At 52.9% G+C, this 15,336-nt stretch carries 13 protein-coding genes; 4 read left to right on the forward strand and 9 right to left on the reverse strand.

Translation table 11 applies throughout. The features are described 5' to 3' along the window. Window positions 1-100: 100 nt before the first annotated feature. On the reverse strand, window positions 101-1,663 hold the full coding sequence (locus tag LK536_RS32390) for a serine hydrolase (RefSeq protein ID WP_227795023.1): 1,563 nt from the start codon (window positions 1,661-1,663) through the stop codon (window positions 101-103). Between the two features lie 98 nt (window positions 1,664-1,761). On the opposite strand from LK536_RS32390, the gene LK536_RS32395 reads away from it, so the two are divergent. The 4 genes from LK536_RS32395 (at window position 1,762) to LK536_RS32410 (ending at window position 5,567) form a co-directional block, all read left to right on the forward strand. After that, complete coding sequence (locus tag LK536_RS32395) at window positions 1,762-2,691, forward strand: helix-turn-helix domain-containing protein (RefSeq protein WP_329602187.1); 930 nt, start codon at window positions 1,762-1,764, stop codon at window positions 2,689-2,691. 73 nt (window positions 2,692-2,764) lie between these two features. After that, a complete protein-coding gene (locus LK536_RS32400) occupies window positions 2,765-3,004 on the forward strand; it encodes a hypothetical protein (protein WP_008724960.1) in 240 nt (79 codons plus the stop codon). Window positions 3,005-3,284: 280 nt separating this feature from the next. Beyond that, a complete protein-coding gene (locus LK536_RS32405) occupies window positions 3,285-4,631 on the forward strand; it encodes a Y-family DNA polymerase (RefSeq protein ID WP_506092056.1) in 1,347 nt (448 codons plus the stop codon). 42 nt (window positions 4,632-4,673) lie between these two features. Continuing rightward, window positions 4,674-5,567 carry an RluA family pseudouridine synthase gene (locus tag LK536_RS32410; protein ID WP_008724954.1) on the forward strand — a complete coding sequence of 298 codons (894 nt, stop codon included), beginning with the start codon at window positions 4,674-4,676 and terminating at the stop codon, window positions 5,565-5,567. 2 nt (window positions 5,568-5,569) lie between these two features. On the opposite strand, the gene LK536_RS32415 is transcribed toward LK536_RS32410, so the two are convergent. The 8 genes from LK536_RS32415 to LK536_RS32450 all read right to left on the reverse strand — a co-directional run bounded on the left by LK536_RS32415 (window position 5,570) and on the right by LK536_RS32450 (window position 15,142). Further along, entirely contained in the window at window positions 5,570-7,063 is a 1,494-nt protein-coding gene (locus LK536_RS32415) for an RsmB/NOP family class I SAM-dependent RNA methyltransferase (protein ID WP_227795024.1), read from the reverse strand. 131 nt (window positions 7,064-7,194) lie between these two features. Beyond that, entirely contained in the window at window positions 7,195-7,740 is a 546-nt protein-coding gene (locus tag LK536_RS32420; RefSeq protein ID WP_120058360.1) for a DUF6465 family protein, read from the reverse strand. Between the two features lie 157 nt (window positions 7,741-7,897). Beyond that, window positions 7,898-9,781, reverse strand: a complete 1,884-nt coding sequence (locus LK536_RS32425; RefSeq protein ID WP_227795025.1) for a L,D-transpeptidase family protein — start codon at window positions 9,779-9,781, stop codon at window positions 7,898-7,900. Between the two features lie 3 nt (window positions 9,782-9,784). Then, window positions 9,785-10,231, reverse strand: coding sequence for a 2-thiouracil desulfurase family protein (locus tag LK536_RS32430; protein WP_008724947.1), 447 nt, complete (start codon window positions 10,229-10,231; stop codon window positions 9,785-9,787). A gap of 33 nt (window positions 10,232-10,264) precedes the next feature. After that, a complete protein-coding gene (locus LK536_RS32435; protein ID WP_227795026.1) occupies window positions 10,265-11,623 on the reverse strand; it encodes an MATE family efflux transporter in 1,359 nt (452 codons plus the stop codon). Window positions 11,624-11,653: 30 nt separating this feature from the next. Further along, the gene (gene ytvI, locus LK536_RS32440) at window positions 11,654-12,784 is read right to left on the reverse strand and encodes a sporulation integral membrane protein YtvI (RefSeq protein WP_227795027.1); all 1,131 of its coding nucleotides are present in this window, start codon (window positions 12,782-12,784) and stop codon (window positions 11,654-11,656) included. A gap of 21 nt (window positions 12,785-12,805) precedes the next feature. Then, window positions 12,806-13,870 (reverse strand): histidinol-phosphate transaminase, encoded by a 1,065-nt coding sequence (gene hisC, locus LK536_RS32445; RefSeq protein WP_227795028.1) that lies wholly within the window; start codon window positions 13,868-13,870, stop codon window positions 12,806-12,808. 81 nt (window positions 13,871-13,951) lie between these two features. After that, window positions 13,952-15,142 (reverse strand): pyridoxal phosphate-dependent aminotransferase, encoded by a 1,191-nt coding sequence (locus LK536_RS32450; RefSeq protein ID WP_227795029.1) that lies wholly within the window; start codon window positions 15,140-15,142, stop codon window positions 13,952-13,954. Window positions 15,143-15,336: the final 194 nt, after the last annotated feature.

Genomic DNA, 15,336 nt, shown 5'->3' on the forward strand with positions numbered 1-15,336 from the left:
TTCTATTTTATGACATTAATCCTATTATAATGACAAAAGGCTTCATATGTCAACAAAAACGCAGGAAACTTCACATAATACAAAGATTCGTAAGAAAAGATTAAATAATGTGGTAAGTCTTTCCAAAATCCATGAAAATTCCCAGTATATGCCAAACAACCCGGGAAAATGTCATCTTATCCACCCCTCTGTCAGCATAGACAGGATACTGCCTGATGACCGTTCCATTCAGGCTGTAATCAATGGTCCCAATCTTCTGTCCTTCCCTTACAGGGGCCTGGAGCACGGCAGGTATTTTCTTTGTCACCTGCACCTCTTCATCCTCCCCCAGCAGCAGGGGCAGGTGCATCTCCTCCTCCTTCAGGTGAAGGCTTGCGCCTGTGGATTCCTGGCATGTTCCCTCCTCTTCCCAGCACAATCCCCCTGTGACCGGAATATCCGGCAGGACTTCCTCCCGGAACACGTCTTTTAACCGGAAATGCTCCAGCCCATATGTATACAGCTTCCTGGCGTCCGCCCATTTATATGTCTTGTGCGGCGGCCAGCCGCATCCTAACAGTGCGATGATATAGGTCCTTCCGTCATTTTCCATGGCGCCCACATAGGAATATCCCGCCCCGCCCGTAAACCCTGTCTTGCCTGACAGCACTCCCTCCATCATATTCAGAAACGCATTGTGGTTGAAACAGCTGTAGGAACGTCTGCCGCTGCTGTCCGTAAAGGTGTGGTTCTGGGTCCTGGTAATACTCAGGAACTCCTCCTTTTTGGGGGATTCCATGACGCAGTAACGCATGATGGCCGCCAGGTCGGCGGCTGTGGTGGAATGGATGTGTTCCACGCCGTCTTTGTCCTTCTTTACCCCGTCCAGTCCATTGGGCGTGATGAAATAGGTGTCCCTGCATCCCAGTTCCTCTGCCTTTTGGTTCATAAGGGCGGCAAAGTCCTCCACGCTCCCCCCGATGTTTTCAGCAATCATCACAGCCGCGTCATTATAGGACTCCAGCATCAGGGCGTACAGCAGGTCCTCCAGCCTGTATTCTTCCCCGGAGCGCACCCCCAGATGGACCTTGGGCTGGGACGCGGCATAGGAGGAAGCCGTCACCTTATCGTCCAGGTTACCAAGCTCCAGCGCCAGGATGCAGGTCATGATTTTTGTGGTGCTGGCCATGGGACGTATGATATCCTGTCCTTTTCCATACAGGATGCGGCCGCTGCTCCCGTCCATCAGGACAGCTGACTGGGCGTACAGTTTCAGGAAATCCGCATTTTCCGTCTGGCTGGCCTGCGCCTGGCCTGACTGCGCCTGCACTGACTGTGTCTGGCTTGCCCGGCTCTGTACTGCCTGTACCTGCACTGCACGGCTCTGCGCTTCCTGTACCTGCACTGCCTGTGTCTGTACTGCCCGGCCCTGCACTTCCTGTGTCTGCACTGCCCGGCTCTGTACTGCCTGTACCTGCACTGCACGGCTCTGCACTTCCTGTACCTGCACTGCACGGCCCTGCACTTCCTGTACCTGCACTGCACGGCTCTGCACTTCCTGTGTCTGCCCTGCCTGCTCCTGCCCTGCCAGCTCCTTTCGTATACTATATTCCCCTCCTGCCGCCTCCAGATGCCCGCAGACAAGGGATATCGATAACGCAGCCGTAAATATCCATTGCTTCATGATTTGCCGCCTCTTTGCCTTTATTTTATCGTATTCACAGGCAGTGTGATTTATTCTGTGGTGTGATATAATAGCTTCATGAATAGGAGGGACTGGCTGTGCTGAAAAATTTCTGCTGTATTGAATACCGGGAAGGAAGCAAAGAAGAAATACTGCCTGACTTCATGCCTGATTTTCCTTATATCAGTTCCTATATGGAGTTTGACATCCAGAAAGCCGGACGTTTTGTGCCCTGGCACTGGCATAAGGAAGTGGAACTGTTTTATGTTGAGTCCGGCGTGGTTGAATATTATATACCCAAAGGAAAGGTGGTTTTCCCCGCAGGCTCCGGGGGGATGGTTAATTCCAATGTGCTCCACATGACAAAATCCAAGGACAGTGCTGCCAATACAATCCAGCTGAACCATATTTTTGACGTTTCCCTCATCGGCGGGTCTCAGGGGAGCCGGATTGAAAAGAAATTTATCCTGCCCCTTACGACCGCATCCCATATTGGAATCATCAGCCTGGATCCAAACCAGCAGGAGCAGGATGCCATCCTTAAGGATATCAGGAAATCCTTTCAGATATCCTCCGGTGAATATGCCTATGAGATAAAGCTGCGCTCTGCCCTGTCTGATATATGGGCCAGGATATTCGCCCTGTCCTCCCCCCTGTTAAAAGAAGGCAGGGATAAGGATAAGACGGATGACAAGCTGAAATTGATGATCATATACATACAGGAACATTTCTGGGATAAGGTTTCGGTCAAGGATATTGCCTCTGCTGCTTTTATCAGTGAGCGTGAATGCTACCGTACCTTTAGTGAATGCCTGCACACCACGCCCTTAGGATATCTGAGGAACTACAGGCTCCAGCAGGCCTGCCGCATGTTGACACAGGGCCAGGACGCAGTCACGGCGGTCAGTCATGCCTGCGGACTTGGAAGCAGCAGCTACTTTGGCAGTGTATTCAAGGAGAACTTCGGGTGCTCTCCCATGGAGTATAGGAAAAGATGGCAGAATCATGATATTACAGGGCAGATATGATATATAAACCGCATGGATCCTGCACTATAATGATATTAGCAAAGATGACAGGCGGCAAAAAGGAGGTTCTGTTATGATTAAGCTGGGTATCATTAACGTGGAAGAATTCCTGCGTACGGTAAATGCATGTGAGGGCGCTGTCTATATGATCCATCCAGATGGCAGGAGGACCGATATAGGCAGACAGTATGGTATTCAGGATGACCTGCGCAGGCAGCATTCTGACAACAAGGGGTATCTGAAGCTGATGCTGGATATTCCGGCTCCTTCGGATTATATGAGCATCATCAGCTATTATGCCGGGGATGTATAGGAACACGGCGTCATTGCGGCGCAAGAGGACTCCACCCTCGCAGGCCAAGCCCGGGAAACAATTTCCCGGGCTTCTGCCTTATCTTCTGCTTTTTCTTATGTTTTTCCTTACGCGTTCCCTGTAAAAACCATGATGATGAATCAGGGCGTATCTGCCTGCCATGAAACGGATTGACAAGATGCCCGGTTAACCTTAAACTATAATGTAGGAAGGGAATATATGTTCTGTTTTCCTGATCCAGGTTTTCAGACGGGGACAGGGACGGCATGTTTCTTTATACATGTGGACCGGAAGGACAAAAAGGACGGTGGTATCAATGGGGAATGCCCAGGATAAAAGAGGATCAGGAAAAGGTATGGAACATGGGGACAGGGAGCGGCTTATCTTTCATATTGACGTTAACTCTGCATTTTTAAGCTGGGAGTGTGTCTACCGGTTAAGCCATGATCCGGATGCGCTGGATCTGCGCACCATACCTTCTGCTGTCGGCGGGGACGCCAGCATGAGGCACGGGATCGTACTGGCCAAATCCCCCCTGGCCAGGAAGTACGGGGTCACCACCGGGGAACCCCTGGCCCAGGCCAGGCGCAAGTGTCCCAACCTGACCGTTGTCCCCTCACGCTTTGACTTCTATATTAAGTGTTCCAGGCGCATGATGGAACTTCTGGAGGAATACACACCTGACCATGAGAAATTCAGCATTGATGAGATATTCCTGGACATGACGGAAACCATCCACCTCTTCGGGGATCCGCTGGCCACTGCCAGCCAGATACGGGAGCGGATCAAGAATGAACTTGGCTTTACCGTGAACATCGGTATTTCCAGCAATAAACTGCTGGCCAAGATGGCATCTGACTTTGAAAAGCCTGACCGCTGCCATACCCTGTTCCCCCATGAGGTTCCCGGGAAAATGTGGCCGCTGCCCATACGCGAGCTTTTCTTCGTGGGCAGCGCTGCCCAGAAAAAGATGGAGGCCCTTGGCCTTCATACCATCGGACAGCTGGCTGCCTGCGACCTGGAACTGCTGAAAGCCCATCTGGGCAGAAGTTACGCAGTCCTGATACACCAGTACGCCAATGGCGTGGATGAGGACCCGGTTGAGGAACGGGACCCTGTCAATAAAGCCTATGGCAACAGTATTACCCTGTCCAGGGACATCTCTGATCATGACAATGCATGCCAGGTGCTGCTGTCCCTCTGTGAAACCGTGGGGGCCAGGCTGAGGGCGGACCATGTTCTGTGCAGCAACGTATGTGTGGAACTGCGGGACTGGGAGTTTAAGAACCAGTCCCATCAGATGACCCTTGCAGAGCCAACGGATTCCACTTCCGTGCTCTATGAATGTTCCTGCCGGCTGCTTAAGGATTTCTGGGACATGACCCCCCTTCGGCTCATGGGCGTCAGGGCGGGCAAGATTGCAGATGATTCATTTTCCCAAATCAGCCTTTTTGATGACCCCGGACTGTTAAAGAAAAAAGAATTCGAAAAAACAGTGGATAAAATACGAAACAAATACGGCATTGACAGCATCAAACGCGCCAGCTTCCTCCAGAAAGACTCCATTGTGGACCATGCGGCCAGCAAGAAAAAGCATCTGAACCGCCAGGAGGACATGGACAGGTAATTACCTGGAAAGTGACTATAGATACCGATAACAGGAGATTCCATGATTAAGAAATGCATCGAATACACAATCACAGAACCATATACCGGCTGTACCGTGGAAGAATTCCTGAAAAGCCGGGGCTATTCCCACCGCCTGGTGGTATATCTGCGCAATACGGAGGGCAGCCTTACCGTAAAGGGACAGCCGGTTTATACCATACACAGGCTGCAGCCCGGCGAGGTCCTAAAAGTGGTTCTTACAGAAGACAATCCATCCCGGTCCATTGTACCGGTTAACCTTCCCCTCTCCATCGTATATGAGGATGAAGACATACTGGTCATCAACAAGGAGGCCGGAGTCCCCATCCATCCGTCCCAGGGCCATCATGACAATACCCTGGCCAATGCCGTGGCCTGGTATTACAGCCAGAAAGGGGAACCCTTCACCTACCGGGCCATCAACCGCCTGGACCGGGATACCACCGGCCTGCTCATCCTTGCCAGGCACATGCTCAGCGCCTGCGTCCTTTCCAATGATATGCTAAACCGCAGGATTAAACGTGAGTACAGGGCCATTGTTTGCGGCAGGACAAGGGACATGGGAACCATCGATGCCCCCATCGCCAGGGTGGAAGGCTCCACCATCGAACGGCAGGTGGATTTTGAAAAAGGAGAATCCGCCTGTACCCATTACAGACGGATTGCTTATAATGAACATCTTGATTTATCCTGTGTCAGTCTCTGGCTGGAAACAGGCCGGACCCACCAGATACGGGTCCATATGAAATCCATCGGCCATCCCCTGCCCGGTGATTTCCTCTATCACCCGGATTACCGGTATATCAGCCGCCAGCCCCTGCACTCCTGCCGTTTAAGCTTCACCCATCCCGTGACAGGAGAGCCCATGGAATTCACGGCCGGACTTCCCGAGGACATGAGGCGGCTTCTGGAGTAGCACTACATCCATCTCAATCCCTTTGGATAATGGTTCTTGACCATCCCTCCTGCCATCTTGCACCAGCCAAGGCTGAAACCGTCTGTCAGTACCAGTCCCCAGCCCTTGCCGCTTCCTTCTGACAGGAGCCCGTCTGCTGACAGTGTCTCCCCTTTCAGGTAACGGATTACCTCCATACCATCGGAAGGCAGTTCAATCCATTGCTTCACATCTTCCTTTTTAAGGGCCAGGGCCAGTCCGTGGGAAGGTTCAAACCGTTTCTTTTTCAGGGTTCCCATGTGAAGCCCTGGGCGCAGGATTTTTAATCCCTTCATATCCGGCATGTCCGGCGGCAGCAGGTATAGCTGGTCACCGAATAATACATATTCTTCCCGCATAAGGTAATGTTCAGGTCCTGTCAGGCTGTCTGTTAAAAATTCCCTGTATTCTTTCAGAAGCTCTTCTTTTTTCCTGCCCTTCAGATAATCCGCTGTTTTCATGCAGGGATACCCTTCATGGACATCCGGCCCTTCCTTTTTAAGGACCGCTATGAAATGTCCCTCTCCCTCCAGGTTCTGGGGCATGATACGGAACGCCCGTTCCAGATGATACCGGTCCACTGCAGGCTCATCCGCCAATCCAGCGCCGCCATATGCGGCCCATCCTGCATTTCCCCTTGAAAATCCTTCATACCCCTCCACTGCCTCCAGGCAGAACCCACTGTGGCGCTTGAGAAAAGCCAGGATGGCGCCTTCATTTTCCTCCGGGGCAAAGGTACAGGTGGAATAGACCATACGGCCGCCCGGTCGGAGCATGGCTGCAGCATTGTCAAGGATCTGTCCCTGGCGCCCTGCGCACATCCTCACATGTTCCTCGCTCCACTGCTCCCTGGCAGCCTCATCCTTGCGGAACATCCCTTCGCCGGAGCAGGGGGCGTCCACCACAATCCTGTCAAAGAATTCCGGGAAATGGGACGCCAGGTTTCCTGAATCCTCATTGGATACCACGCAGTTCCTGACACCCATGCGCTCCATGTTCTGGGACAGGACCTTTGCCCTGGCCGGATGGATTTCATTAGACAGAAGGAATCCCCTGGCTTTCAGCCGTGACGCGATATGGCTGGACTTGCCTCCCGGGGCAGCGCACAGATCCAGGATCCGCTCTCCCGGTCTGGGATCCAGAAGCTCTGTTACCGCCATGGCACTTGGCTCCTGGATATAGTACAGGCCAGCCTCATGATAGGGATGCTTGCCGGGTCTTTTAGCAGCGTCATAATAAAATCCTTCCTTTACCCACGGAATCTTCCCAAGACAAAGCCCTGCCTGCGCCGCCACCTGTTCAGCCAGTGCGCGGACACCGTCCTCCTCCCAGCCTTCCCTCATTCCTTCTGCTGTCTTAAGGCTGTTCAGGCGCAGTCCCTGGACACGTTCCCTGTCATAGCTGGCTTCAAATGCCTCATATCCCTCTCCCAGCAATTCCTTCATCCGCTCTTTAAACCGAACCGGTAAATCCGCCATCTCATATCCATCCTTTATTCTTCATACACACCTTTATCCTTCACACGCATACCTTGCATTCAATGCAAATGAGCTGCCGTATCCCAATGATACAACAGCTCACCTCATCCTTCAATCCCTATTGCCAAGGATTACAGCATAATCTTGAAATCATCGTTTCCTTCGCCATTCACCACATAATAAGCAGCTCCTTCATTGGCAACGATATACAGCTCAATGTTCTTAATCTCAACGCCCTTGTGTGTGCTCTTATATGCCTTAACTGCCTGGTCCAGGACATCCTTTGCAACCAGGTCTTTTCCGTCAAACTGGAAATGTACGGCTGCTGCAGGCTCTGCCTTCTTAGCTGCTGGCTTTTTAGCCGGTGCCGCCTTGGCGGCTGCGGTCTTTGCCGGCGCCTTCTTCTCAGTTTCCTTCTTAGCGGTTTCTTTCTTAACAGCCTCTTTCTTGACAGCTTCTTTCTTAACTGTCTCCTTCTTGGCTGCCGCTGTCTTGGCCGGTGCCTTCTTGGCTGCAGGCGCTGCCTTCTTAGCCGGTGCCTTTGCCGCCTTTGCTGCCGGAGCCTCTGCCTTTACTTCTTCCACCGGAGCAGCCGCCACCTCTTCATTCACAACTGGCTTAACTGTTTCTTCGGCTGGCTTTGCTGCTGCCTTGACATCTTTCTTAGCTTCTACCATAGTCCATATCCTCCCTAATTTTGAATAATGGCTTTACAAGTAATCCCCTAGATGCATTAAGGGCATTATAAAATGCTTTCCCTGATTTGTCAATAAATTCACCAGAAAAAGGGCCCCGCACCTCAAAAAAGTCCCTTTTTTCTACATTCTTCCAATCCTAACCCACGCCAGGGCCGCCCTCACCGCTGGGATGGGTTGTCTGAAATGCAGGCCCATACCCCTCCGCCGGATTGGAGGGCTGCGCACCTTCGGTGGATGCGGGTGTGGATTGGCCCACAGGGTCTATGGATACCTGCGGCTGCGTCCCGCCAGACGCCTGGGATGGCGCCGACGGAACAGGCTGGGGCGGTGCAGGCACGGACGGCTGGGGTGTCTGTTCCGGGGCTGCCCCAACTGAAGGTGCAGGCTCTGGCTGGGGCGGTGCGGGAACCGGAGCCTGGGTCGGGACTGGCGCCGGTGTCGGGGCTGGGGCTTTGCCGGATGACGTGCTGGAACGGCTGCTCTCCGTCCCCGGCAGTTCATAGCAGATCACGGGCATGCCTGCGTACACATTCTCAAACAGTTCCTTTGCTGCCGCATATGGCATGTTCACACATCCATGGGAACCGCCTGTTTTATAGATGGAGCCGCCGAAGCTGGAGCGCCAGCTGGCGTCATGGAAACCGATACCGCCGTTAAAAGGCATCCAGAACTTCACCGGGCTTGCATAGCCTTCCCCTTTTAACACAGCATCCCTCTGCTTATAGGTCAGAGCAAATATACCTGGCGGCGTGGTATGTCCCTTGGACACATTCCCGGACACAAAGTCCGACTCCAGTATCTTCTGCCCATCCTTATAGAAAAACAGGTGCTGGGCCGTCAGGTTCACCTCCGCGTATGTACCGCCATAATCCGCCCCGTCATGGCTGGCAGCTGTCTGGGAGTAAACCGGTTCCCTGACAACGCTCTCCCCTGCCTCCAATATCCTTACCAGTTCCTCTGTTTCCGCTGCCTGGTTAATCCTCCATCCGTAGAATCCGCTTACCTCCACGGTCTGTCCGTAACTGGTCTTAAAAGGACGCTTCTTATATGCGGTGTTATATCTGGACGCCAGGTTTTTCACGTAATCCCCTGCCATATCCCTGTTAAGGGTCACGCTGTCCCCCTCAGCCAAAAGCCACTGGTGGATGGTGCTGCCATCCAGGACCTCGCTGGTACTGCCAAAGGTATAGGTCACGGTCATGTTCACATACCGGTTCCTTGCATCCCTGGCAGCCACCAGCGAGCTGTTGCCGGAGCGGATGCGGGGCTCCCGGTAGCATCCCAGGGACTCAAGGTCCAGTTCCGGTGTAAGGGTGCGCACGCCTTCCCCTGCAGCTGCCTTGACAAGCTGCAGATCCAGTTCATTGCCTTCTGTCTCCGGGACAACGCTGTATCCCTCCCCGCCCACATAATCGGACAGGTATGCATCAGAGGGCACCACGATATTGGCTGCCTGGAAGCAGTCCAGGGACTTAAGTCCTTTCTCCAGGGCCGTCTCATCGTATGTAATCATGGTCTGTATATCATAGGACGGTCCTTTTAACAGGTATCTTGGCCAGGCATAAGGGTTCTGCTGCCGTATGATTTCCTCCAGGCTTCCGTCGAACACGGTGTGCAGGCCGATATCCGCGCCGTATATGGCTTCCTGTCCACCGCCCCTCAGTTTCAGGACCAGACTGTAATCCTTTACCCCGGACGCCATCATTTCCTTAACCTGCGCAGCGGTCCTGCCGGACACATCCATGCCGTTGATGACCGTGTGCGGCAGGTACGCATCCCGGTAACCCACTGCGTGATAGATATAGCCGCCCACACAGATTGCGGCTGCCAGCGCCAGCAGGGCCGCTGCCGCCTTCCCCAATCCGTGCTTTGGCGTGCCTGGCGCCTCATCCGTCCGGGCCTTGGCCTGCCCGCCGTTTCTCTCCCTGAAGGCAGCCCGGCTCCTGCTTTTTCCCCGCTGTCCGTTTTCCTTCTTCTCCTGTACTGATGTCCCTTCCTTCTTATCCAGTTCTTTGCTCATGCATCAATACCTTTCTGATTCCTCCAGGAGTCTTTCAATCTGGCTCTCCCCATACACCTTAATTCCATGGGACTTCAAAAGTCCTGCACAGACCCCTTCTCCTTCTGTCAGTTTTCCTGTAAATGTTCCGTCATATATCTGCCCGTTTCCACAGGAAGGGCTCCTCTCCTTAAGGACGGCTGCCCTGCAGCCGTAAAGCATGGCAAGCTTCAAGGCTTCCTCCGCCCCTTTTTCGTAGGCAGGGGTCACATCTTCCCCATCCCTGGTAATGACACGCCCGCAGGCGCGCTCCGCGGGTGTGCGCGGGGTTGCAAGACCTCCCATGATTTCCGGACACACCGGGATGAGGCAATGTCTGTCCATCAGTGCCTTCACAGCCGGATCCAGCACGCCCTTGCCGTTATACCTGCATTCCACGCCAAGCAGGCAGGCGCTTACCAGTATATTCATATTCCGCTTCCTTCCGATTATGTATGATTTTATTTACAGGCGCCGGTTATCCCCCAGTACCCTGCCGCTTAACAGCAGGAAGGTGCAGGATGACATGACGCATGCAATGATATCCGATATGGGTTCTGCAAAGAATACCTTCTCCACCCCGAACAGCATGGGCAGGAGGAGCATCCCCAGAAAATAAACGAATTTCCTGAACATGGACAGGCTGACAGCCACCTTCGCAATCCCCATTCCAGTAAAACCGTCCACTACCGTATACTGGACCTCCAATGGGATCACGGCCAGCGTATACATACGGATTGCCCACTCCGTAATCCCCACATAGGATGCTTCCCTTGTGAAGATACGCACGAAATATCCGGGCGCTGTCTGGGCAATCACAAACATGACGGCTGTAAATGCCAGGCCCAGGGAAACAATATGCTTCTCAGCCTTCCTGATGCGGTCAGGCCTCCCCGCCCCATAATTATAACCTAAAACAGTCTGGGTTCCACCGGTAATTCCTCCCAGCGGCATGGTGATGAGGAGCATGAAGCTCTGGACAATGGTATTGCAGGTAAGCAGCATGTCCCCGTCTGCCGGGTTGGAGAACTTGCGGATTACCATGTTCATGACAATGATAAGCAGGCTGTCCGACGCAATGATGAGGAAGGGGGAAAGCCCCACCACCAGCACCTGCTTCATGGTATTCCACCGGTACCCGCCAAAGGTAATGCGCACCAGGGGCATTTTCCCGAACAGGAATACCAGCACATAGATGCAGGAGGCCATCTGCGAAAGCACCGTGGCAATGGCCGCTCCCTTAACCCCCATGTTGAGGGCAAAAATAAAAACAGGATCCAGGGCAATATTGCATACGGCCCCTAATACCACGGATTTCATCCCCACCTTGGCAAATCCCTGACAGATGATGAACTGGTTCATTCCTGCTGCCAGAAGCGCGAACACGGTTCCGGACAGGTACCAGCTCATGTACTCGTCGGCATAGGGGAATATGGATGGGCTGGCGCCGAAAAATACCAGCAGCGGTTTCCTGAACAGGAAGGTAATGGTCATGATGACAACCGCCATCCCTGTTAAAAGCGCAAAACAGTTTGCCACCATCTGAGTGGCGGCCCTCTCATTCTTCTGTCCCAGGCGGATGCTCATCAGGGGCGCCCCGCCCACTCCGATCCAGCTGGCAAAGGAGGATATAAGTGTCACCACAGGTCCGCAGATTCCCACCCCGGCCAGGGCCAGTGCCCCGATCCCCTCTATATTTCCAATGTACATCCGGTCCACTATGCTGTACAGCACATTCACAAATTGAGCCAGCATGGAGGGAAATGCCAGCCTCCAAACCAGCCCGCGTACTTTATCCGTATCCAGATTATTTTCAACTTTCATCTCACTTAAACCTTCTCCTGCTAATCAAACTTATTCCTTCTTCCGGAAGGTATTCATATCCTTAATCAGGATACCCAGGCTGTCCGTCATTTTGCGGAAAGCCCCATAGTCATACAGACTTACAAAAAACAGGCCGATGGGCACTGCCAGGATCATCCCTGCAATCCCATTTACCTTAAATCCCAGATATAAAAGCAGCAGGGTCAATAGCGGGTTAAGTCCCATGCTGTCCCCCACCAGCTTAGGCTGCACCAGCTGGCGCGTGACCTGGGTCAGGACATAAATCAGCAGAAGCCCGGCCGCAAAGGCATATTCGCCGCCCAGCAGCTTGATTAAGCCCCATGGAATCAGGGCCGTACCCGTACCAAACACAGGAAGGAAATCCAGGAACGCGATGAGGAATGCCCAAAGAGGGGCGTATCCCACCCCAAGCACCAGGAACCCAACCGTAAGAATCAGCCACACCACCACCATGATCTTAAACTGGGCCATGAAATATCCGCCAACAAGCCTGCGGACCTCCCCCTTTAAGTAGCTGGTATACCGCTGGCTCCAGGCAGGCGTATGGGCTTTGACAAAAGCCAGGATATTGTCCCTGTCAACAATGAAGAAGTATGCGGACAATATGGTGACCACCATATAGACCAGAATGGCAGGAATGCTCCTGGCCACGGATCCGGCCGCCTCAACGGTGGGGGACGCAATGCCCTCCACCACCTTGCCAAGATAAGTTCCCAGATTATTCCCAATCTCCGACCAGGTCTGCTGGATACTGTCCGGCAGGAACTGGAACACATGGTCAATCTGCTCCATGCTCCTGGACACATCCCCCTCAATCCCGGCGTACAGGGCCGGAAGATCTTTTATGAATCCATACAGCAGCGCAAAGCTTCTGGATATGATCAGGTATAAAAGGCCGATGACAAGGGCCAGGGCCGCCACCACGATGACGATGGAACTGTGCTTGCGCACCAGCCTCATCCTCCGCTCCAATAGACGCACCAGGGGATTGGCAATCATGGCAATGATCCAGCCAATGACAAAGGGCATGAAAAACTTTAAAATCTTTGGTCCCAGAAAACACAGGAGAATCCATCCTGTCAGTGGGATCACAATATTAAGCACGAGTCTCAGATAATGTCTCCACCCTGCTTCTTCCATACATATCACCCATCCTGTCTTTTATGAAAAATCCTTCAGATACCGCTCCAGGAATGCGAACAGCTCCTCCATCTCCTCATCCGACCCTATGCTGATACGAAGGCTGTCACACAGCCTTTCCCCGCCAAAATACCGCACATAGATCTGCTCCTGCTTAAGCGCCTCAAAAAGCTTATATGCAGGCACGCGGGGATGGGACGCAAAGATGAAATTGGCCTGGGAATCCGGATAGGTGAATCCTAGCCCGCTAAGCCGCTTCTTTGCCCGTTCCCTGGTAGCTATTATCTTGTCCGTTGTCTCCTTAAAATATGCCTTATCCCTCACCGACTCCGTGCCCATCACAATGGAGGCCAGATTCATGGTATAGGAGTTATAGGAGTACTTCACATCATTAAGGGCCTTGATCAGGCGCCGGTTCCCAATGGCAAAGCCGATTCTCATGCCCGCCATGGAACGGGACTTGCTGAAGGTCTGTACTACCAGAAGGTTCTCGTACCGTCCAATCAGTTCCAGCGCGGACCTCCCTGCAAAATCAATGTATGCCTCGTCCACGATTACCACCACGTCCTGGTTGGCCTTTATGATCCCTTCCACCTGTTCAAGAGGCATATAGATACCGGTAGGCGCATTGGGGTTCGGGAAAATGACTCCCCCGTTTTCCTTTTCATAATCCTCCGGGATGATATTAAAATCCCCATCCAGGGCAGGCGTCTCATATGGAATCCGGTACAGGTCCGCCCACACCTTGTAGAATGAATAGGTGATGTCAGGAAACAGCACCGGCTTATCCGAATTAAAAAACGTGAGGAAGGACATGGCTATCACGTCATCAGACCCAACCCCCACAAACACCTGGTCCGCCTCCACCCCGTAATATCCGGCCAGGGCCTCCACCAGCATGGAAGCCGCCGGGTCAGGATATTTGCGCAGGCGGTCCGTCTCCAGTTCCCTGAGGGCCTTAATGGCTCCCAGGGACGGAGGATACGGATTCTCGTTGGTGTTCAGTTTTATCAGTCTATCACCGCCCGGCTGGTCCCCCGGCACATAAGGCACTACCTGGCGTATATTTGCTTCCCATGGTCTCATACTCTGGATTCCTCCCTTTCCTCTGACCTCATATACTTTACTTCATCAGCCGTTTTTCATCCCTTGCCGGCTGTCCTTATCCTATACCAGACCGTAATCAGACGCCACTTTCCTGAATGCAGGAAGTGAACGTTCAATCTGCCCATAGGACACGCAGTATGAAATCCTTACATATCCCGGGCATGCAAAGGAACTGCCCGGAACCACCAGCAGGTTATACTTCTTGCAGTTGGCGCAGAACTGCTTTTCATCTGCTTCCGGTGATTTTACGAAGAGGTAGAACGCGCCCTCTGGCTTGATACACTCAAATCCCAGGTCCCTTAAGCCATTGTACAGCAGGTTCCGGTTCCGGTCATATGCTTCCAGGTTCACCTTCTCGTCCACGCACCGTTTGATGACGCGCTGCATCAGTGACGGCGCGTTCACTGCGCCCATGACACGGTTGGCAATGGTTGCGGCGTTAAACACCTCTTCGCTGTCCTTAAGAGCGTCCGGTATCACCAGGTAGCCGATACGCTCGCCCGGAAGGGACAGGGACTTGCTGTAGGAATAGCAGATGACGGTGTTATCATAAAACCCTGTCACATAAGGCACCTCCACGCCGTCATAAGCCAGCTCGCGGTACGGTTCATCTGAAATCAATACAATATCCGTCCCCAGCTGGGACTGCTTCTCCCTCAGGATATCCGCCATCCTGGACAGGGTCCCTGCGGAATACACGACTCCGGTGGGGTTATTGGGGGTATTGATGATGACCGCCTTTGTCCTTGGGGTAATCTTCTCCCCGAATTCGTCAAGGTTTGGCTGGAAATCCTTTGTGTTAGGGGAAATGACCACCAGATTGCCGTCATAGTTGCGCACATAGCTGCCATATTCCACAAAGTAAGGAGCAAATGCAATGACCTCATCCCCCGGATTCAGGAGGGTCTTGAGGATGATATTCAGTCCGCTGGCAGCGCCCACGGTCATAAGTATATTATTCTGGTGGAAGGATGTGCCGAACCGGCGGTTCAGGGACTGTGCAATGGTATTCCTTACATCCTCATAACCGGCATTGCTCATATATCCATGGACAAAAGTAGACTCCTCTTCTTTCAGGATATCACAGATTGCCTGTCCTACGGAATCCGGCGCAGGCACATTGGGGTTGCCGAGACTAAAGTCATATACGTTCTCCGCGCCGTATAGGGCCGCCAGCTTTTTGCCCTCTTCAAACATGGCCCGGATTGCGGAATTATTATTTACCAATGGTTTCATTTTCTCTGATATCATACTTATGTCCTCTCTTTCTCCCTTGGGGCAGGCGCGTTTTTTGGAGCCTTCCCATCTGTTGATATGATTGTAGCTTTCCATGGATGGATTGTCAATAAAAAGAAACGGAAAGCCATACATGCCCTACATGGGACAGATGGTCCTGTACGGCCAGGACAGGCCTGCGTCCATGAAGACAGATAGGAAACCGAAAA

It is taken from the genome of Clostridium pacaense (assembly GCF_020709765.2).
In the GTDB taxonomy this organism is placed as follows: domain Bacteria; phylum Bacillota; class Clostridia; order Lachnospirales; family Lachnospiraceae; genus Enterocloster; species Enterocloster hominis.

Excerpts from the sequence above, each read along its gene's own strand:
- LK536_RS32390 (WP_227795023.1), bottom strand. The coding sequence starts at position 1,663 with ATGAAGCAATGGATATTTACGGCTGCGTTATCGATATCCCTTGTCTGC.
- LK536_RS32400 (WP_008724960.1), top strand. The coding sequence starts at position 2,765 with ATGATTAAGCTGGGTATCATTAACGTGGAAGAATTCCTGCGTACGGTA.
- LK536_RS32405 (WP_506092056.1), top strand. The coding sequence starts at position 3,285 with ATGTGGACCGGAAGGACAAAAAGGACGGTGGTATCAATGGGGAATGCC.
- LK536_RS32410 (WP_008724954.1), top strand. The coding sequence starts at position 4,674 with ATGATTAAGAAATGCATCGAATACACAATCACAGAACCATATACCGGC.
- LK536_RS32415 (WP_227795024.1), bottom strand. The coding sequence starts at position 7,063 with ATGGCGGATTTACCGGTTCGGTTTAAAGAGCGGATGAAGGAATTGCTG.
- LK536_RS32420 (WP_120058360.1), bottom strand. The coding sequence starts at position 7,740 with ATGGTAGAAGCTAAGAAAGATGTCAAGGCAGCAGCAAAGCCAGCCGAA.
- LK536_RS32425 (WP_227795025.1), bottom strand. The coding sequence starts at position 9,781 with ATGAGCAAAGAACTGGATAAGAAGGAAGGGACATCAGTACAGGAGAAG.
- LK536_RS32430 (WP_008724947.1), bottom strand. The coding sequence starts at position 10,231 with ATGAATATACTGGTAAGCGCCTGCCTGCTTGGCGTGGAATGCAGGTAT.
- LK536_RS32435 (WP_227795026.1), bottom strand. The coding sequence starts at position 11,623 with ATGAAAGTTGAAAATAATCTGGATACGGATAAAGTACGCGGGCTGGTT.
- ytvI (WP_227795027.1), bottom strand. The coding sequence starts at position 12,784 with ATGGAAGAAGCAGGGTGGAGACATTATCTGAGACTCGTGCTTAATATT.
- hisC (WP_227795028.1), bottom strand. The coding sequence starts at position 13,870 with ATGAGACCATGGGAAGCAAATATACGCCAGGTAGTGCCTTATGTGCCG.
- LK536_RS32450 (WP_227795029.1), bottom strand. The coding sequence starts at position 15,142 with ATGATATCAGAGAAAATGAAACCATTGGTAAATAATAATTCCGCAATC.